We start from the raw sequence: 20,583 nt of genomic DNA on the forward strand, positions 1-20,583 counted from the left end.
TTATTATACTACTGATTATATTACTTTCCAAGTCAATATTCTTCCTGAATTTTATCCAAATTGGCTCCTGTTTTTCATGATTTTTGACTTTAACCCCATAAAGGGCATTTCAAAATGTACAATTTAATGGTATCCTATTTGAAAGGAGTGTTTATATGAAGCTTTATTTGGCACCTTTACAGGGTATGACAACAGCATTCTACAGAAATGCGTTTGCAAAACATTTCGGAAGTATCGATGCATATTACGCACCGTTTATCGCTTCTTCTGATTTAACAAAGGTAAGTTATAAACTATTAAAAGATATTCTGCCCGAGTACAACGACAATTTCTTAAGACTTATACCTCAGATTCTTGGAAATGATGGAGATCAATTTAAGGGTTATGCCCTTGCAATCTCAGATATGGGTTACAGGGAGATTAACTGGAATATAGGCTGCCCATTTCCTATGGTAACAAATAAGAAAAGGGGATCAGGTTTGCTGCCTTATCCTGATATGATCGACAGTTTTCTCCACACAGCCTGTTCAGACAACTCTTATTCTGTTACTGTAAAAATGAGGCTGGGGCTTTGTGATACTGAAGAAGGCTTTAAGGTAATGAATGTGCTGAACCAATACCCTTTAGGAGGCGTTATAATACATGCCCGCACCGGCAAACAGATGTATGAAGGCAAGGTGGATATTGATAGTTTTGAACTGCTTGCTGCACAGTGTAGGCATGAAGTAACTTATAATGGAGATATATTCACATATGAGGATTTTTTAGCCATACACACTAGATTTCCTGCAATAAACAGCTTCATGCTCGGCAGAGGTGCTCTTAGAGACCCCTTTCTTCCGGCTGCCATAAAAGGGTATAAAGTCCCATCAGATAATAAAATAAGCATTGTCAGCCAGTTTCACGATGATATTTTTCATTATTATAAGGAAAAATTATCAGGGGATAAGCATTTATGTGACAAAATGAAGGAATTTTGGGATTACATGCATGTCCATTTGGATAATGACGGCAAGCTTATGAAAAAAATAAAAAAATGTCATCACAGTTCTGATTATTTGGAGTTAATGAGCCATGTGTTTGGGTCTGGTGCAACATGGACATAACAGAGCACCATCATCTCAGGATTATAAAAAAGGCTTATTTTATCTTATTGAAATCTTTCTTTTTGTATTTCTACTTTGCTTGATTTCAAATAGCGATCAAAGAATTGAAGTATATCCTGGTTCATTATCTCAATACAGTTCCTTGCATCTACATTTCCAGACCCTCCAAGGAGTTTTGCCAAAAAAGGTGAGATAATTGGTAAGTCTGTAAAATTCATATGACCTGAGCCCTTAATTACAACTTGATAGGAATCCAGGGCATTTTTATAGGCAACCATATTGGAATACTCGTTTTGCTTACTAAGAGCTTCATTATAATGGGATTCATTATAGAAATTTATAATGGGCTTTGGATAAGGTGTTTTATTTACAATATTCTTTCCGTTTTCAAAACCTGTAATTTCTCCTAACATTGTTCCGTCAATTACTGCAACTGCATCCACATCTTTATCATCTCTGCCTATTTGTGCTGCTGTAGCACCACCGAGTGAATGGCCAAACATACCTATATGTTCCAAATCTATACCCTGGTAAACTGGATCTGCGTTAGCAGTCACTGCCGCTTTCTTTATATAGTCCAAAACAAATTTCATGTCTCCTGTTCTTAGCTTCATCCAATCCTTCTCCAGCTTGTATATCTCTTCGGCACTAATGTCTCCGTTTTGTGCTTTCATGGCATCATTTATAAATTCCATATTGGCTATGACAGTTTTCCCGTCTTCCTGCTTTGTCATAAAAGCATGATAAGTATGATCAATACTGCAAACAATATAGCCGTGGCTTGCCAATTCCTGATATGTAGAATAATTACTCATGCGATATCCGAATGCTCCATGGGAAAAAACTGTCAATGGAAATTTACCTTTAGCTATAGCTTCCTGTCGTTGTTTGTCTAAAGGATACCAGAATTGTATTGTCACATTCCTATTATCCTCTTCCTTTGTAAAGTCTTCTTTTCTCGCTGCATCAGTCAAAGTATAGCTTTTTGTTCCTACTGAATATTCTCCTGTAGGCATAATCTCTTTGTATTGCGGAAATATAACTGCAGGAAGCACCGCCATTCCTATAAGTATCGCTCGGCCAAAGCATGTAAATAATACTTTGCTTTTCTTAGAAACAGAATTCCCCTTCTTTCGCACAATCACAATTACGCCCAAAAGAGCTTGGATCGCCAAAACAATTCCCAACACAGCCCACCTAAAGCTCCAATCGATTATTGGACTAATCACAAGTATAATAAATACCGCAAATATCGAAACTCTCACAATGGATTTTTCTTTCTTGAGATTTGATTTTTTTAACAAACCCATTACTCCAAAACCAATCTCGACAAAAATTAATACTGCCAAAAGAATACTTTCCACAATAAATTTCCCTCCTGATTTGTGTATTTGACTTGATTTTCATTACTTGTTGTATTGAAATGCAATAGATTCATATAATCATATAATTTAAATTATATCAGAAGGTAGACATAATGTAAAACATTAAAGTTATGTAGCCTATAAAAAGAAGAGTACTCCCAAAGCTGTATTAAAAGCGATTAATCTTTTAATATCAGTCTTAAGAATACTCTCTATAATTTGTCACTTTTAATATATTCAGTCAATTACTTGATCATTTTTCCTCAGCCGGAAACTTATCAATCATTCCTACCAGCCATCTTCTCATGTAAGCATAGTCATCTGAATCAATGTTTCCGTCGCCGTCAACATCAGCTGCCTTCAATCCATTTACAACACATGGGAAGTTTTCTATCATTCCAAGCAAATACTGTCTAATATAAGCATAGTCATCTGAATTAACACTTCCGCTGCAGTCTACATCTCCTATCACAAAGCTTTGTTCAGCTTCTGGATAAATACTTGCAGGAGATATAACTTTATAATTATCAGATGTTAATGGTTTACTATCAGCAGCAAAAACTAATGTTCCATTCACATCATTGCCCATTGTGTCTGAATGTTCAAACCAAGCTAGTTTTGCTCCTCCTTCAGGTATTTTATTAATGACCTTGAAAGTAATAACTACAGATTGATTTGAAGTCTCATCTCCTTTGTATGAAGAAATGTCCAAATAAGTCTTACCAAAGTTTAGAATACCACTTGCAATGTCATTAGCCGCAATACTTAGTGGTATATATTTTTCATTTGTAAGTATTGTACTAAGGTCAGGTATTGTGGCAGTTTTGTAAGGAGAATCTGACTGGGTATCCCATGGCTGTAAATAATTTTTATCATATTTGATATTAAACTGGAATCCTGTTAATTTATTTATACCGTCAATTGATACTGTTGCTTTTACCATGTCGCCGACTTTTACTTTTTCCTTGTCAAAAGTCATCTTTACAGATCCGTCAGGTATAACTGCCATGGACTGAATTACCCTGTATCCTAATATTTGATATCCATCCCAATCAAATATCATAGTACCTTCAACAGCATTTGGCATACTTGGCGACTTATAGAAAATTACATTTGCAGGTGATGCCTTTAACACTTTAAAGCATATTACAGCCAATGTGCCATTCTGCTCAGGTACCCCTGATTTCTTATATGCGTCAAGATTCATATAAGTTCTTCCAAAGCTTAGGATGCCCTTTTTCAAATCATTTGCACCCATATCTGTGGGACTATAACTCTTTTGCAACAGGTTTCCATATTCGGGTACAGATGAATTATCATATGGTGTTCCATCTGAATATACCGGCTGTAGTACTGTCGGATCATATTTAACACTTGCTTGATATCCTGCTACACAATCAAAATCTTTCACATCAATTGTGGCTTTTATAATATCACCAACTGCTGCATAAGATCTGTCAAGCTGTAGTGAAATAGAACCTTTGCATGCCTTAGGTGTAGGTGTTACCACAGGGCCTAATATATTAAGAGCTGGTGCCTGTAATACTTTATAACCGGATAATTGATAACCATCCCAGTCAAATACCATTGTTCCGGATATGGCATTTTGCATAAAGGATGTATTGTCTAAGAGTATATTTGTTTTTCCTGCTTTTAGCACTTTAAATCCTACTATTGCTAATTTACCTTCCCTTTCAGGTACTCCTGAATTTTTATATAAACTCAGTGCCATATATGATCTTCCAAAGTTAAGAATACCTTTATTTAAGTCATTTACTGCCATATCTATTGGGCTGTATCTCTTTTGCAGCAAATTTCCATATTCAGGTACAGAAGTTTCATCATATACGGTTCCATCAAAGTAAACCGGCTGCAGCATTGTGGGATCATATTTGATATTTGCCTGATATGCTGCTATACAATCAAAGTCTTTTACATTTACTGTGGCTTTAACAATATCACCAACAACCGCATTGGATTTGTCAAGTGTCAGATATATGGTACCTTTTTTGGGTATATAAGTTGGAGTAGGCGTCGGTGTCGCTGTTCCAATATTTATTGATTGTGGCTGGGATACTTTATATCCAGTTAACTGGTTACCATCCCAGTCAAATACCATGGTACCTGTTACTTGATTTGACATAGTAGATGAATCTTCAAACACTATTACTGGTTTATCCGCCTTTAATACCTTAAATCTGATTACTGCCAGTGAACCTGTTGTTTCAGCTGTTCCCGAATTTTTGTATTGGGACATTGACATATAAGCTCTTCCAAAGTTAAGGATTCCATTCTTCAAATCATTATTTACTATGTCTGTAGGACTGAATCTCTTTTGCAGCAATGTACCATATTCTGGTACAGACTTATTGTCATATGGTGTTCCATCTTCATATACAGGTTGGAATGCTGATGGATTATATTTTATGTTTACCTGATATGCTGCTAAACACGCAATGTCTTTTACACCTACAGTGGCTGTTATTATATCACCAACTGCTGCATTATTTTTGTCTAATGTCATGTATACTTCACCTTTGCTTAACTTAGCTGTCGGAGTTGGTGTTGTTTTTGGTGTTGTTGGCGTAAAATAATTATTAATTAAAGGTGCCTGGGTTACTTTGTATCCGGACAATTGTTTAGCATCCCAATCAAATACCATTGTTCCGGATATGGAATTTGTCATAGCTGCTGCATCTTCAAGTTTAATCGCTGTAGGACTGCTCTTTAACACCTTAAACCTAACTATTGCTACAGTACCGTCGTTCTCAGCATTTCCTGATTTTCTGTATGTAGAAATATCCATATATGATTTTCCAAATGTAAGTGTACCCTTTGAAAGATCATTATCTGCAGCATCTGAAGGCATGTATTTCTTATTATTAAATAATGTACCACTTTCCGGCATAGAAGCTGAATCATACGGTGTTCCATCACCATATACAGGCATCAACGCTGAAGGATCATATTTAATATTTGCCTCGAATCCTGCTATTGTCTTAAATCCTTTTAAATTAATAGATGCTGTTATTACATCACCAACAGACTGGTTGGTTTTGTCAAGTGTAACATAAACTTCGCCACTGCCCATAGTCGGTGTTGGTTTTACAGTAATTGTAGGAGTTGGTATTGATGGTGTTTGAATTGCAATAATCGGTTGATTGATTACTTTATATCCCTTTAACTGTGTAGAATTCCAGTCAAACATCATTGTTCCGCTTTCAGTATTTGGAAAACCTAGTGCATTCTCCAATGCTATATTTGTATATGCTGACTTTAATACTTTAAATTGAATTACAGCCAAAGAACCTTTATTCTCAGGTACCCCTGATTTTCTATAAGAAGCCATATCCATGTATGATCTTCCGAAGGTAAGTATCCCCTTTGAAACATTGTTCAAAGCCATATCTACAGGACTGAATCTTTTTTGTAACAGTGTTCCATATTCAGGCACTGAATATCCATCATATGATGATCCATCAGGGTAAACCGGCTGCAATACTGAAGGATCATATTTGACAGTAGCCTGATATCCTGCTATAATTTCAAATCCATCTGCATATATGGTTGCTTTTATTATATCACCAACTGATACATTTGTTTTGTCAAGCAACAAGTAAACTCCAGCATCTTTCATACCAACATCAGGAGTAGGTGTAGGCTTAATCAAATGTGAATTAATTGCAGGTGCCTGAGTTACAGTATAATCATTATTCCTTAAATTGTTTCTGCCAAATATCATAGTTCCCGATATAGCATCCAAACAAGCAGGTCCGTTTTCCATAGTTATACTAACAGGAGCAGCCTTTAATACTTTAAATCTTATGACTGCTAATGAACCTTCACTTTCAATTATACCTGAATTCCTATATTCAGGCATATTCATATATCCTCTTCCAAATGTAAGGGTACCGTTTACCAGATCATTTGAAGCTACATCAATAGGACCAAATCTATACTGAAGCAATGTTCCATATTCTGCCGGTGCCTTTTCGTCATACAGGCTTCCATCACTATATATAGGCATAAGCACTGTCGGATCATATTTGATGTTTGCCTGGTATCCAGATATACCATCACTAAATCCTTTAATATTCAAAGTTGCTTTAATTATATCACCGGCATCTGCAGTCGTTTTATCAACTGTCATATATACTTCTGCTTTATATGGTGGAGTTGGTGTAACAACAGTACTGCTAATTTCGGGTGCTTGAGTTACTTTATAGTTTGATAACTGAGCTGCATTCCAATCAAATACCATTGTTCCGTCTACAGCATTTGTCAATGCTGGTGAATCTACCAATGATATTTTTGTTGATGCTGCTCTTATTACTTTAAACCTCACAACAGCAAGTGATCCCTCTTGGTCAGGCACTCCGCTGTTTCTATACTTTTCTATGTTCATATAAACCCTTGAGAAATTAAGACATCCATTCTCAAAATCATTAAAAGCAGAATCAACAGGACTGAATTTCTTCTGCATCAGTGTACCATACTCTGGCACTGAATCTTTTTCATATCGTACCCCATCCTCATATACTGGTACCAAAACTGAACGATCATATTTCATACATACCTGGTACCCAGCTATTGAATCAAAACCTTTAACATTCAATGTTGCAGTTATTATATCTCCAACTGTTGCGGTTGTTTTATCAACCGACACATATAATTCACCCTTGCATAAGGGATTTGACGAGTTAATAGAAGGTGCCTGACTTACCTTATAGTTTGATAACTGAGCTCCATCCCAATCAAATATCATTGTTCCGTCTATAGGATTTGTTAAAGATGGTACATTTACTAAAGTTATAGCTGTAGATGCATTCTTCAATACTTTAAATCTAATTACTGCTATTGAACCTGTGCTCCCATAGTCTGAAGCCACAAGTGTATTCATTGGAAAATAGCATCTGCCGAAATTAAGTAATCCTTTAACCAGATCATTTGATGCCAATTCTGATAATTTACTGCCCTTTTTAAATATTGTACCATAACCAGGTAAGGTTGTATTATCATATGGTACCCCATTTTCATCAACAGGCATCAGAACTGCAGGATCATATTTTACACATGCTTGATATCCAACTATTCCAATAAAGCCTTTGACGTTCAATGTTGCAGTTATTATATCTTCAACCGCTGCATTTGTTTTATCAACCGTCATATACACTTCTGCCTTGTTTGGTGGAGTTGGTGTAACAATAGTACTATTAATTTCAGGTGCTTGAGTTACTATGTAATTTGATAACTGTTTGCCATACCAATCGAACATCATAGTTCCGTTTACAGCATTTGTTAATATTGGTGAGTCTTCAAATTTTATCTGTGTAGGAGTATTCTTTAATACTTTAAATTTTATTACTGCAATTGAACCAGTATTCTCTGCTACTCCGGAATTTCTGTATATATCCATCGACATATATTCTCTTCCAAAAGAAAGTATCCCCTTAGTAAGATCATTTGCTGCCAAGTCTATTGCATTGTATCTCTTCTGCAATAATGTACCATACTCAGGAAATGATTTTCTATCGTATGGTGTACCATCAGCATATATCGGCACTAAAACAGTAGGGTCAAATTTGATATTGGCTTGGTATCCTGCTACTGCTTCAAAATATCTTATGTTCAATGTTGCAGTTATAACGTCACCAACTGCTGCAAATGTTTTATCAACTGTTAAATATACTTCGCCTTTTGAATCTGGCTTTGTGTCTGGTGTAATTGTAGGAATTCTGGTTGCGGGCGTTGGAGCGGCACTGAATAATACTGGCGGGGCAAGAGTTGATATAATATCGTTTGGATCGGTACTTGATTGTGAAGCTATTGATACATTTGTAAAAACACTTCCAAATAACATCAATGTGGTCAGTAAAACTGCCATAATTCTCTTTACTCTCATCGTAATACCTCCTCTTAAATTTTTACAAGATTTTTATATATTTTTGTTTTTTCTACAACCTCCTTCTAAATTTGATTAGAGTGGTACTTCTTATTCTTATATTAAAAGTAATTAATCATTTGCATTTGTCTTACTTAAAAACGTCCGTTATTGGCTGTACCAAAGGCAAGATTAATAACACCTTTAATATAATAACATTTGGGCATACAAAGAGTTATTGTCAGTAATTATATTTTTATCTAAATATTATCACTTATCAAATGCATATACAATTATTTTAAAAAAATAATAAAATAATTGCAATATACCCAAATATTAAAAGTATTAATATAAAAGTCATAATTAATTTTACATTTACTACATATAAATGTAAATATATATCGACTTTTTGCCACAACAAAAATTGTTGTAACACATGATTTACTCTATTGTATCATATGTATGTAATACATGCAATAAAAGGTTAATTTATAAAAAAATTAAATTTCTGTGTACAAAAGCTTTATTTTAAATGAATTTTATAGAAGAAGTTCTTTTTTTGTCATTATCAAACAATGTTTCTATGTTTGGTAATCTTATAAATTTGTGAAATATATTGCCAAATAATACAGATATGATAAAATAACAACATATAGCCTAAATAATTCAATATTTCTACATTTTCCGTTAATTTTGTTTTGTTTTACCTTTACTTGTATTGAGATCAATTTAGTTTTGCATCACCATTAAGGAATAATTATTAAACTATTCATAATTGTGTCAGTACAAATGTAAAATTAATATTGATTTTAATTTGATTTTAACTAATCTCAAAAAAACAAAGGAGGCAAAAAAATGAAAAAGTTGTTAGCAGTAATATTGGTAAGCATTATGATACTTGGCCTTGGGGCATGCGGTACCCCAGAAGAAACAAGCTCTTCACCAGATGCATCACCCGCTGCATCATCACCGGAATCATCATCTTCTTCTTCACCTGATGTATCTGCAAAAGGTATGCTCATTGGTGTCGGCATGCCAACACAGTCACTTCAACGCTGGAACGAAGATGGTGCCAACATGAAAGCTCAGCTTGAAGCAAAAGGATACAAGGTTGATCTGCAATATGCAAATAATGATGTTAACACACAGGTTTCTCAACTTGAGAATATGATCTTAAAGGGATGCAAAATTCTTGTTATTGCTGCCATAGACGGTTCGGCACTGACAAATGTTCTTAACAATGCACATAATGCAGGAATTAAAGTTATTGCATATGACCGTTTGATAATGAATTCACCTTATGTTGATTATTATGCAACTTTTGATAATTTTAAGGTTGGTGTAGTCCAGGGAAAATACATTGAAAAGAATTTAGGATTAAAAGACGGAAAAGGACCATTTAATATTGAGTTATTTGCAGGTTCTCCGAATGACAATAATGCAAATTACTTCTACAAAGGTGCTATGAGCATTTTAGACCAATATATAAATAACGGTAAGCTGGTAGTATCAAGCGGACAGAAAGATTTTGCAAAAATCGCCATCCAGGACTGGGATTCAGCAAAAGCACAAGCAAGAATGGATAACCTAATAACTGCCAACTATGCTGGTGGAAAAAAGCTTGATGCAGTACTTTCACCTAATGACAGCCTTGCAATAGGTATTGTTGCTTCACTTAAAAATGCAGGCTATGGAACAGATTCAAAGCCTTACCCTATCTTAACCGGACAGGATTGTGACAAACCTAATGTTAAAGCTATGATTAACAAACAGCAATCAATGTCCATATTCAAGGATACAAGAACACTTGCAACAAAGGTTGTTGAAATGGTTGATGCAATCTTAACAGGTAAGGAAGCTCCTGTAAATGATATTAAAACTTATAATAACGGTTCAAAAGTTGTTCCTTCCTTCCTTTGTGATCCTGTATTTGCAGATGCAAGCAATTATAAGCAGATTCTAATAGACAGCGGCTATTATAAGGAATCTGATTTAAAATAATATACATATTTTCTAAAACAAAAAAATAATAAGGTGAGTTTATAATCACACCTTAAACTTATATAAAGACGGACACTTGTAAGTGTCCGTCTTGTGAATTGCTTCAAATGCTTTCTACAATAATCTTATTTGAATTTAATAAGTTTATTATTTATTTCAAGGAGTTGATGGGATGAATGATACGATTTTGGAAATGAGTGAAATAACAAAATTTTTTCCAGGTGTAAAGGTACTGGATAATGTTAATCTAAGAGTCAAAACCGGTGAAATTCATGCTCTTGTAGGTGAAAACGGAGCAGGTAAATCAACGCTTATGAACATATTAAGCGGTATTTACCCTTATGGAAGTTACACAGGTGTAATCAAATTCAACGGTAAGGAATGCAGATTCAAAGGCATCAAGGACAGTGAGAAGGAAGGAATTGTTATAATTCACCAGGAGCTGGCTTTGATTCCCTACCTGTCAATCGCTGAAAATATGTTTATAGGCAATGAAAGGGCAAATGCGGGAATAATTGACTGGGACAAAACCCATATCCAATCTGTTGAACTTCTAAGAAAGGTTGGACTGAATGAAAAATCAGACACATTAATAAAAAATGTAGGAGTTGGTAAACAGCAGCTGGTTGAAATTGCAAAGGCATTGGGAAAGGATGTAAAACTGCTAATTTTAGACGAGCCGACTGCCGCTCTCAATGAAGAAGAATCAAACAACCTTTTAAAACTGCTGTTAGAACTAAAAAATGACGGCATTACATCCATTCTTATTTCTCATAAACTTAATGAAATATCAAGCGTTGCTGATTCTATTACCATAATACGTGATGGTTCTACTATAGAAACACTTATAAAGGGTACAGATTCCATAAGTGAAGATAGAATTATAAAGGGCATGGTTGGAAGAGAATTAGTTGATCGCTATCCCAAAGGCTTTGCCAAGATAGGGAAAGTATTCTTTGAAATACAGGATTGGAATGTTTTTGACCCAATAATTGACGGTAAGAAAGTAATAAAAAATGTAAGCATTAACGTTAAAAAAGGAGAAATTGTAGGCATTTCCGGTCTTATGGGTTCAGGCCGAACAGAGCTTGCCATGAGCGTTTTCGGAAGATCCTATGGCAGACATATTACCGGAAAATTGATTAAGGACGGTAAAGAAATAACACTACATAATGTTAAAGAGGCTATAGACAACGGTATTGCATACGTGACTGAAGATCGTAAAACTTCCGGACTTATTCTTATTGATGATATTAAGTGGAACACCACTTTAGCCCGTCTTGATAAGATCTCTAGAAATCAAGTTATAGATGATAACAAGGAAATTAATGCTGTTGAGCAATACCGTAAAAAGCTCAACATTAAATCCTCCAGTATCCTTCAAAAGGTAGGCAATCTGTCAGGTGGAAATCAGCAGAAGGTAGTCCTCAGTAAATGGATATTCTCCGATCCTGATGTACTTATTCTGGACGAACCTACCCGTGGTATTGATGTTGGTGCAAAATACGAAATTTATACCCTCATAAACCAACTTGCCCAAGAAGGAAAATCAATTATCGTCATATCCTCGGAGTTACCTGAAATACTCGGGATTTGCAACAGGATATATGTTATGAATGAAGGACGGATAGTGGGTGAATTAAACCGTGAAGACGCTTCACAGGAAGCTATAATGAGATGCATTATGAAAAGCAATAGGGAGGTTGTATAATGGAAAAGATATTGGAGATATTCAGGAATAATATAAGGCAGTACGCAATGCTTATTGCACTTGTAGTAATAATGGTATTATTTCAAATATTAACTGATGGTTTGCTCTTACTGCCTCAAAATGTTGCAAACTTGATACTTCAGAACAGCTATGTTCTAATTCTGGCAATCGGTATGACCTTTTGCATAATTTCAAGCGGAAATGTTGACCTTTCAGTAGGTTCACTTTGTGCTCTATTAGGTGCAATATCAGGTACTTTTATAATTTCAATGAAAATGAATACAATAAGTGCAATCATACTTGTGATTTTAATAAGTGTAGTTATCGGCATTTGGCAGGGATTCTGGATTGCATATGTAAGAATACCTGCATTTATTGTAACTCTGGCGGGAATGCTGATTTTTAGAGGTTTAACCAATACAATACTTGAAGGTGGAATAACACTTGCACCCTTTCCCGATGACTTTCAATTTATAAGTTCAGGTTTTATCCCGGACATATTCAGCAATTTAGTTACAGGTAAAAACTTTACAACACTCCTCACAGGCATCGCTATATCCATAATATATATCCTGCTGGAAATCAGAAAAAGGAAGAGCCGTAAAAGCTATGGCTTTGAAGTATCGCCCTCGGCCTTATTTATTGCTCAGATTGTTATTGTTGTATCTGCTATAAATTTGTTTTCGTACTCACTTTCTTCTTATAAAGGAATTCCGGTAATATTGGTGCTTATTGGTGCATTGATACTGATATATTCATTTATTGCATCAAAAACCATACCAGGAAGGCATATATATGCAATGGGAGGCAATGAAAAGGCTGCAAAATTATCAGGTGTAAAAACAAATAAGATGTTATTTCTTACTTACATAAACATGGCTGTCTTGTCTGCAGTGGCAGGAATATGCTTTGCATCAAGACTTAATTCAGCTTCTCCTCAAGCGGGATTAAACTTTGAGCTAGACGCAATTGCCGCATGCTTTATCGGGGTGCGTCTGCATCAGGCGGAATTGGAACTGTTATAGGTGCCATAATAGGTGCACTGGTAATGGGTGTATTAAATAATGGTATGTCAATAATGGGAGTTGGCAGTGACTGGCAGATGACAATAAAGGGTCTTGTACTTCTATTGTCAGTTGCTTTTGATGTATTGTCAAAGAGAAAGTAAGTTCAATAAAAGAGGATAAGACTGCTATATTTTATCAATCAGCCTTATCCTCTTTTACATGTTAATATTAAATACAGTATATTTATAAAAGCTATTTATTATCTGCTACATATCTTTTTTATAATCATGCGAAAATAGTTACAATTTCAAGTATAATAACTCCAACTGCCCAATACTGCATAGGAATAAAGAAAAATGTGTGCCTATTCCCTACTCGGCGTGTTTCACCTGTTGCTTGATTTGCATAAACTTCATTGGCATTTCTGTTGAAATATTTACCGACCTTCCAGATAATAACTGATGAAAGAACAATAAATACATCTATAAACCAATTTCCTTTTGAGCCGGCGTTCCCTAAAAATATGCTGCCAATACCTCCTCCTATTAATGCCATTAACATTACAATTACAGGAGTAAGGATACCCCAGCCGCTCCAAATAATCATTAACAATCTCCCCCTTCATATTCCATTATATCACAAATAAATACATATTAAAGGACTTTTATTTACTGATTATATTTAAAGACAGAACAGGTCTGTATTAAAAGTATTAATAATCATACTTTTAATATAGACCTGCTCTGTCCTAAATAAGGTAGGTTTAATTTATAATCAAGAGAGATTAAGTTATGCTTTAGTATCCGTTCATATTAATTCCCCACCAAAAAATCAGTATTTAATTATGTTAAAACGATATTACTCCCCTATTTTTATAGCCAAGGCCGATCTCTATTGAGCTCGATTTAATATTAAATCACTTCAACCCCTAAGAACAGATGTTATTTTTATATAATAGATTGTTTATAGATATTTATATATATATAAATAATAAAGAGGCCTATTATTATACCAATTAATTATTTACATTTTTATACACTTCAATTATACTGATAAATAACACAAAAACACACATTTACAAAAATTTTGTATAAAAATGTTTAATATACAATTATACGTTGGGAGAATTTTTTATGGCAAGAATTTTATTTGTAAATATACCGGCACACGGACATGTTAACCCCACTTTTCCACTGGTCCTGGCTTTCGTAAAAGCCGGACATAAGGTTGATTATCTGATATCGGAGAGTTTCAGGAAAAAGGTGGAATACTGTGGTGCCACATTTATTCCATATCTCACCCCGGTTGATATAGATTTCACCGATAGAAAATTTAATATTTTAAGGAATATACGTAAAGCTTTTAAAGAAATTGATGCCGGAATTAGAGAACTTGGTCCGCAATATGATGTTATATTATTAGGCGGAATGCACTATGATATAACCAAAATGGCAAAAGAGATTAAAAAACCCATTATCTTTTGTTCTGCTATATTTTTGATGAATGAGCAAACTCTCAATCATCTTGTAAAAATTGCAATAGGCATTCCTGCTCTAATTAGAGTTGTTGCACGAAATTCTATAACGAGAAAACTGCTGTCAAGGTTTCTTCTTTCACCACTTCTAGATTTAAAAATCAATGATTTACTTACTGCTATCGGACCTCAATCATCTACTTTAAACATCAATTTTACCAGTAACTACTTTCACCCCGAAGCATCAACATTTGACGATAAATGTCTATTTATAGGACCCTCGCCAACAATTTCATTAATGGATGATACATTTCCTATCAGCAAATTGGAAGACTCTAAGAAAAAAATAATTTATGCTACACTAGGTACGGCTTTTAATCGCTGGACAGGTTTCTTCAAAAGTGTCATAGACGCATTCAAGGATAGTGAATATCTTGTAGTAATGTCCACAGGTAATAAAGAAACCATTAAGCTAATTGGTGATATTCCTCAAAACTTTATTGTTCGTGACTTTGTACCTCAGGCCGAAGTTTTAAAGCATGCAGACTTATTTATTGCCCACGGAGGCATGGGAAGCGTTTCTGACGGAATGTATCTGGGAGTACCTATGATTTTAGTCCCCCTTGGTGCAGACCAGTTTTTTAATGCTTATAGGTTACAGGAACTAGGTGCCGGAAAAGTGCTAAAAAAGCATGATGTAACTGCACAAAATTTAAGGCGTGAAGCAAAGCTTGTTATGGAAAATGATTCTTTCAAAGCAGCAGTAAAGAAAGTTCAACAATCCTTTATTAGTGCCGGCGGGCCGGATTTAGCTGTGAGAAAAGTCGAAGAGATGCTATAATATATATTAAAAGTGTTATTAATCTTACATTTGTCAGAGCAAATAACGAACGGTTTTAGCGGGATTTGCGATAGACAAATGTAAAAGATTTAACACTTTTAATATATTAAAAGTGTTATTAACCTTACATTTAATGTTCTTATTGGAGGTCAATATGAAAATTGCCATTAAAAGATCTGCACTTTATTCAAAGTGCATTAAAGAAATACCCGGAAAACTAACTGCTGGGAGAACATATAAAATTATATACCAGTTTGATTCATTTTATTTCTACAAAGCTGATAATGGTGACATATTATGTTTCCACGAGTTTGACCAGGAGCTTGATATAGACTATTTATCTTCTGATGAAATAATTTCTACAGCACTTAAAGGAAATTTCTCAATGGAAAAGTATTTGAGATTTCCTTCCAAGCTTGAATACTTTTTACTTGATAATGATTTGGTCAATGATACTTTTGAAGTTGAGTACACAGGTAAGAAATATTTCAAGATTATTCCCACCGTAAGACATCTCTTTAGAATGTTTGAATTACATCAGACTTGGAATTGGCATTATGTCCATCAAATCGAAACTAAATCCTATTCTGATAAAACCTTTCAATGGTAATGTTATCGCGATTAAGCGGCGACCATATGTTATGTTTTTGGGAAAAGCTCCATGGCAATATTAATGTAGGAGATATTATTGTATTCAACGACTTTTTTTATCAAACAGGTTTTTATAAGATAAAATCTCAATTTAAACCGGAAATTGATTTGCCGAAATTTGTAATCCATGACAAATACATTTGTATCAAGTGCAAATTTGATTATGGTGAAGACCTTGTCGGAATTGATGAGATCCCTTTATAGTAATTAGATGACAGAATTTTTCAAAATCTGTAATTTTATTACCTTAACATGTCATATTATTTACAAATAACTAATTTTATGATATATTTGTTATAAATAGTAATTAAGTGATATTTAAATCATTACCAATCAAAAATAGTGTCTGCTATAATTCGTTCTTTGAAAACACGCAATATGTATGACGCTTTGATAATTGTAACATTACATAAGATATACTTCTCCAGATTCGCACCAATATATAATAAATGTAAATATATCTATCCTTAAATAATAAAATAATTTGTTGTAAATACATAAACTTACAATATATTATTTTTTTCTACTGCGTACCAAATTTTATATATAAAGTGTATATATGTAATTAAGTAATACATATAAGTTTATACTTAGAGGAGGTTGAATTTTTTATGGGGGAAAAAAAATATTTAACATTGAAAATTTTGATTTTTCTGCTGATAATGACTTTTGTTATGGGACAAGCATGTGTAATAGGCTTTGGTGACGAACCCGGTAAAACTTTAAGTGATTTCTTAAAGATCACCAAGAAGATAACAAAAGAAGACGGTACAGCTTCAAACAATTATTATCTCGGGGAGATGATAAATGTCGAGTATACAATTAAAAGTGACGAAGTGACTTTAGACATACCAAAAGAAATAGCTTTTGTTATTGACTTGACTTCAAGTATGACAGGAAAAACTTCAGGAAACAGCGGAGAAACGAGATTGGCAGCTTTGAAAAGGGTATTTTCCGATATTCTGAAAAAATGGAATATCCCCAATACAAAGATGTGTTTAATTGGATTTGGACCTTTTGCAGAAACAATAACAGATTTAACGGATGCTACGCCAGATAAAATAAAAAATGAATTTATTTCTAAAGTTGACAAATGGAATGAAAAAATTGAGGATGAAAAGAATAAAAATGGAAATAGCGATGCAACTCTTCGATCCGGAACAAATTTAGGAGATGGATTGAGGGCAGCATACTATAAACTTCTTAATTCTGGCAATAATAAAGCTAAAAAATACATTATTACTTTGACAGATGGTGCACCAACGATGCGTACTGTTGATGATATCAATAGCCCCTACTTTGGCAAAGATGCAGTCACAGCCACTTCAACAAATCCAAAATATTACCCTGATAAGGCTGATGCTTATAATGTTAAGCCTTACAAAGATTATGCCTGTGAAGTTATGAAATATATGTATTCTAATTCACAGTCAATGAGCTTTACAAACTTTTTGATAGGTTTTGGTATTGAAAAAACTCAAGCAGAAACCATGAATGAAGTAGCAAAAGCAGGAAGAGCTTCTACTGTCGGTGATGTAAACGGAGATGGGAGCGATGATTACTTTTATCGCCCATCTAATGGAACAGAGCTTGAACAAGTTTTTAAAGATATACAAAAATCGCTTATAGACCCATTCGATTTTAGCCAGGCACAATTAGTTCAAAAATTTCCTGAAGAAAGTCTTGAATTGGACACTAATAGTTTAAATGCTATACCCGGAGAGTTTTTGGACTTAAAAAATAATCAAGACATAAAAGTAGAAGAATCAAACAAATTATTAGTACCATTAAAATTGACATTAAAACTAAAGGATGGAACCTTCAATAAATATACATTGGATCCTGGTGAAGTTAAATTTACAATTCGGTTTAGAGTTATAAAAACAGGCCAAATTGATGTTGATCGTATTTCAGGGACTTTCCTTTTCCACAATCCGGTAACCCTTGAAAAGTACACCGCATTAACCTCTGACCAAATAAAGACCATTAATGTCAAACAAACTGTTAACTCAATCATAATGCCTCCGCTTATTGTTTTTGGCAATCAGAAAGAAGCTGCAAATGTGAATGCTGTTGTAAATCCTGCAAATGGTCTTGACACCCCCGACAGGCATTTGAAAAATTGGAGTATAGATAATAATGATAGCATTAATATCTTTGGTATTGAAGATGGAACACCAGATGACGTTTCTGCAAAAGTAATTTTAAAAAACGAAGCTCACGGTATCGGTGAAGTAACCACTGAATCATCAGGTTATGGATATGGTGCCAAAAACAGAGTTAAAGGTTCAGGAAGTGTTATATCCATTATGCCTCAAATACAAAATATTGAAATGAAGGTGGGTAAAACACAAGAAGTATCCATATCATCACTACTGCCAGATACATTATCTGCTGAAAATAAAAATAAATTTAATAAAGATGTGTCAAAAATAATGAATAACTACCATTACAACCATAAATATTTTAGTGAAGTTGCTGATGTTGATTCATTAGATGGAAACACATATAAAATTTACCCTGCTGGCGAGGATAATTACTATATTGGGTTTGATAAAATAGCGGCGGCCAATTCATCTAAAGATACAACTGATGTATCCTTAGGTGATGGCAGCAATTCCAGTTTTTCCGATGGAGTCTTGATTATAAAACCTGAAAAAGCTGAAGATGACAAAGTATATTACAGAATTTTTACCGATGGTGACCTCTCCGTTAATCTTACAACAGACCAAAACGGCAAAAATATTTTATGGTGCAAAGGTAAATATCGCGGGGCTAATAAAGATATGCAGTTGTGGAAAATTGATTTAATGGAAGACGGAAATTATAAAATAACTTCCAAAATATCATCCATGTGCATTCAAAAATCAGGGTCAAAAATAACATTCAAGAATTACTACGGTGATCAAACCCAGCGTTGGAAAGTTGAAAATATAGAGAATCAAAATAATTCAGCTATGACAGAAGAAAAAAACATTCAATCCATACTTAAGAATATAGAATTTGAAGCAGATGTATCCGGTCTGCCTATTGCAACTGCAGATAGTGCTGCCTCCGTAAAAATAGCTTTCGGTTCTGATCATACCAAGCTTTTGATAACAGGAAAAAAACCTACTGTACTTAATTCTAAAAAGTTAGATGACGGTAAAGTTATAATAACAGCTAATGTTATTTATAAAAACATCGGAATACCAGGTATAGAAGGCCATGCTTCAAAAGGTACAGTGACATTTGAAGCTGTAATTAATGATTTTATCGACGTAAATTAAGGAAAAAATATACCAGGGGGAAATGCGAATGATCAGAATGAAAAAAAATCATAATGCAAGCATACTCAGTATGGCATTATTAATTATTTACCTTGTATTTATTGCTGTATCATATAATACTGTTTATGCGGGAGATTCCGACTATAAAGATATAAAAGGGCATTGGGCAGAAGATTATTTAAGCGATTTAATCGATAAAAGCTACATAAAAGGCGTTAAGGTAAAAGGTGAATTGCTGGTTCAGCCAAACAGAAATATAACCAGAGCTGAGTTTCTGACAATTTTGATGAGGACAGGAGATTATGAAATAAATCCTGCTGGTCTTGTAAGTTTTTCTGACGTAAAGGAGAAAGCCTGGTTTAAAGAAAGTATTGATAAAGCTGCAAGTAATGGGATTACCGGTGGATATCCCGATGGTACATTTAAGCCTAACAATCAAATATCAAGGGCTGAAATCGCATCCTTGATCGCAAGAATTGGACAATTTGAGCTTAAAGAAACCTCCGAAACCGATACATTTAAAGATATTAAAAGCAGCAAGTGGTATTATAATAGTGTAATTATGGCAAAGCAAAATGGTATTATTGGAGGTTATCCGGACGGCTCATTTAAACCTGATGGTAAAGCAACAAGAGCAGAAGTTGCTACTATGATTTTCAATTATTTAAAACATTTAAAAGGTGACAGCACTCCATCATCCACATTGGAAACAGCGGTGTCGACACCAACGCCTACTTCAAAGGTAATTTCAATGCCGACAAGTATAGTACCTGGAACAGAACCGGACCCGACTCTTCCTCCTGAATTGAGAGGTGAACCTGAGCGTGATATTACCAAGATTTACGCTTATGATATAAAAGGTCTTAATAGGTCTGAAATACTATACAGTATAAATTATATAAACCTCCATGATTTGGGTAAATTTAGTGTAAAGATAACTTTTGATCCGTCGAAACTAGCTGTTTCAAATGTATTTGAGGGCACTGCCAAGGACAGTAAATTTATCGTAGCTAATGGTAATATAGATTTAAGTAACGCTGCAAACGGACAAATAATTATATCTTCAAACGATAATTCTGATATTGCATTTACCGACGGTTCTCTTTTTATTATTAAATTCAAAGTACTACCCGATGCATCAGGCACAACCGATATAAAAATTTCCGGAATAGACACTGAAAAGCCTGAGTTTTACAAAATTAACGGTGACAAAATACAAGATATCGAAATCCAAAACGGATCTATCACATTTTAGTCATCAATGGTTTTAGTAGCTAA

General features: G+C 34.3%; 11 protein-coding genes and 1 pseudogene. 9 read left to right on the top strand and 3 right to left on the bottom strand.

Annotated elements, in window-relative coordinates; translation table 11 throughout:
* Positions 1-155 precede the first annotated feature (155 nt).
* Positions 156-1,106: a tRNA dihydrouridine synthase gene (locus Bccel_RS06575; RefSeq protein ID WP_036943830.1), complete on the top strand. Its 951-nt coding sequence runs from the start codon at positions 156-158 to the stop codon at positions 1,104-1,106.
* A 44-nt stretch (positions 1,107-1,150) separates the two neighbouring features.
* Here Bccel_RS06575 and Bccel_RS06580 read toward each other — a convergent pair whose 3' ends face one another.
* Together Bccel_RS06580 and Bccel_RS06585 are read right to left on the bottom strand one after the other, a co-directional pair.
* Positions 1,151-2,470: an alpha/beta hydrolase family protein gene (locus Bccel_RS06580; protein WP_050753211.1), complete on the bottom strand. Its 1,320-nt coding sequence runs from the start codon at positions 2,468-2,470 to the stop codon at positions 1,151-1,153.
* Positions 2,471-2,723: 253 nt separating this feature from the next.
* Entirely contained in the window at positions 2,724-8,372 is a 5,649-nt protein-coding gene (locus tag Bccel_RS06585; RefSeq protein ID WP_036943826.1) for a cohesin domain-containing protein, read from the bottom strand.
* An 834-nt stretch (positions 8,373-9,206) separates the two neighbouring features.
* On the opposite strand from Bccel_RS06585, the gene chvE reads away from it, so the two are divergent.
* From chvE to mmsB, 3 genes and pseudogenes are all read left to right on the top strand, one after another.
* Positions 9,207-10,352: a multiple monosaccharide ABC transporter substrate-binding protein gene (gene chvE / locus Bccel_RS06590; RefSeq protein ID WP_036943824.1), complete on the top strand. Its 1,146-nt coding sequence runs from the start codon at positions 9,207-9,209 to the stop codon at positions 10,350-10,352.
* A gap of 172 nt (positions 10,353-10,524) precedes the next feature.
* Complete coding sequence (gene mmsA, locus Bccel_RS06595) at positions 10,525-12,063, top strand: multiple monosaccharide ABC transporter ATP-binding protein (protein ID WP_036943822.1); 1,539 nt, start codon at positions 10,525-10,527, stop codon at positions 12,061-12,063.
* Positions 12,063-13,231, top strand: a pseudogene (mmsB, locus tag Bccel_RS06600) (multiple monosaccharide ABC transporter permease). The gene mmsA and the pseudogene mmsB overlap by 1 nt, the downstream one beginning before the upstream one ends.
* Positions 13,232-13,355: 124 nt before the next feature.
* Here the strand turns inward: mmsB and Bccel_RS06605 are convergent.
* Entirely contained in the window at positions 13,356-13,676 is a 321-nt protein-coding gene (locus Bccel_RS06605; RefSeq protein WP_036943817.1) for a hypothetical protein, read from the bottom strand.
* Positions 13,677-14,203: 527 nt separating this feature from the next.
* Between Bccel_RS06605 and Bccel_RS06610 the strand changes: the two genes are divergently transcribed.
* From Bccel_RS06610 to Bccel_RS06630, 5 genes are all read left to right on the top strand, one after another.
* Positions 14,204-15,385 carry a macrolide family glycosyltransferase gene (locus Bccel_RS06610; RefSeq protein ID WP_036943815.1) on the top strand — a complete coding sequence of 394 codons (1,182 nt, stop codon included), beginning with the start codon at positions 14,204-14,206 and terminating at the stop codon, positions 15,383-15,385.
* Between the two features lie 154 nt (positions 15,386-15,539).
* Positions 15,540-15,995, top strand: a complete 456-nt coding sequence (locus Bccel_RS06615) for a hypothetical protein (protein ID WP_050753212.1) — start codon at positions 15,540-15,542, stop codon at positions 15,993-15,995.
* Between the two features lie 26 nt (positions 15,996-16,021).
* Entirely contained in the window at positions 16,022-16,240 is a 219-nt protein-coding gene (locus tag Bccel_RS06620; protein WP_050753213.1) for a hypothetical protein, read from the top strand.
* Between the two features lie 407 nt (positions 16,241-16,647).
* Positions 16,648-19,305: a vWA domain-containing protein gene (locus Bccel_RS06625; protein ID WP_036943811.1), complete on the top strand. Its 2,658-nt coding sequence runs from the start codon at positions 16,648-16,650 to the stop codon at positions 19,303-19,305.
* A gap of 28 nt (positions 19,306-19,333) precedes the next feature.
* A complete protein-coding gene (locus Bccel_RS06630; RefSeq protein ID WP_036943809.1) occupies positions 19,334-20,560 on the top strand; it encodes an S-layer homology domain-containing protein in 1,227 nt (408 codons plus the stop codon).
* Positions 20,561-20,583 lie beyond the last annotated feature (23 nt).

Origin of the sequence: Pseudobacteroides cellulosolvens ATCC 35603 = DSM 2933 (assembly GCF_001262605.1) — a bacterium.
Lineage (GTDB): Bacteria > Bacillota > Clostridia > Acetivibrionales > DSM-2933 > Pseudobacteroides > Pseudobacteroides cellulosolvens.

What these genes read in the sequence shown, in the direction of transcription:
- Bccel_RS06615 (WP_050753212.1), top strand. Translation starts at nt 15,540, where the DNA reads ATGAAAATTGCCATTAAAAGATCTGCACTTTATTCAAAGTGCATTAAA.
- Bccel_RS06620 (WP_050753213.1), top strand. Translation starts at nt 16,022, where the DNA reads ATGTTATGTTTTTGGGAAAAGCTCCATGGCAATATTAATGTAGGAGAT.
- Bccel_RS06575 (WP_036943830.1), top strand. Translation starts at nt 156, where the DNA reads ATGAAGCTTTATTTGGCACCTTTACAGGGTATGACAACAGCATTCTAC.
- mmsA (WP_036943822.1), top strand. Translation starts at nt 10,525, where the DNA reads ATGAATGATACGATTTTGGAAATGAGTGAAATAACAAAATTTTTTCCA.
- chvE (WP_036943824.1), top strand. Translation starts at nt 9,207, where the DNA reads ATGAAAAAGTTGTTAGCAGTAATATTGGTAAGCATTATGATACTTGGC.
- Bccel_RS06625 (WP_036943811.1), top strand. Translation starts at nt 16,648, where the DNA reads ATGGGGGAAAAAAAATATTTAACATTGAAAATTTTGATTTTTCTGCTG.
- Bccel_RS06585 (WP_036943826.1), bottom strand. Translation starts at nt 8,372, where the DNA reads ATGAGAGTAAAGAGAATTATGGCAGTTTTACTGACCACATTGATGTTA.
- Bccel_RS06610 (WP_036943815.1), top strand. Translation starts at nt 14,204, where the DNA reads ATGGCAAGAATTTTATTTGTAAATATACCGGCACACGGACATGTTAAC.
- Bccel_RS06605 (WP_036943817.1), bottom strand. Translation starts at nt 13,676, where the DNA reads ATGATTATTTGGAGCGGCTGGGGTATCCTTACTCCTGTAATTGTAATG.
- Bccel_RS06630 (WP_036943809.1), top strand. Translation starts at nt 19,334, where the DNA reads ATGATCAGAATGAAAAAAAATCATAATGCAAGCATACTCAGTATGGCA.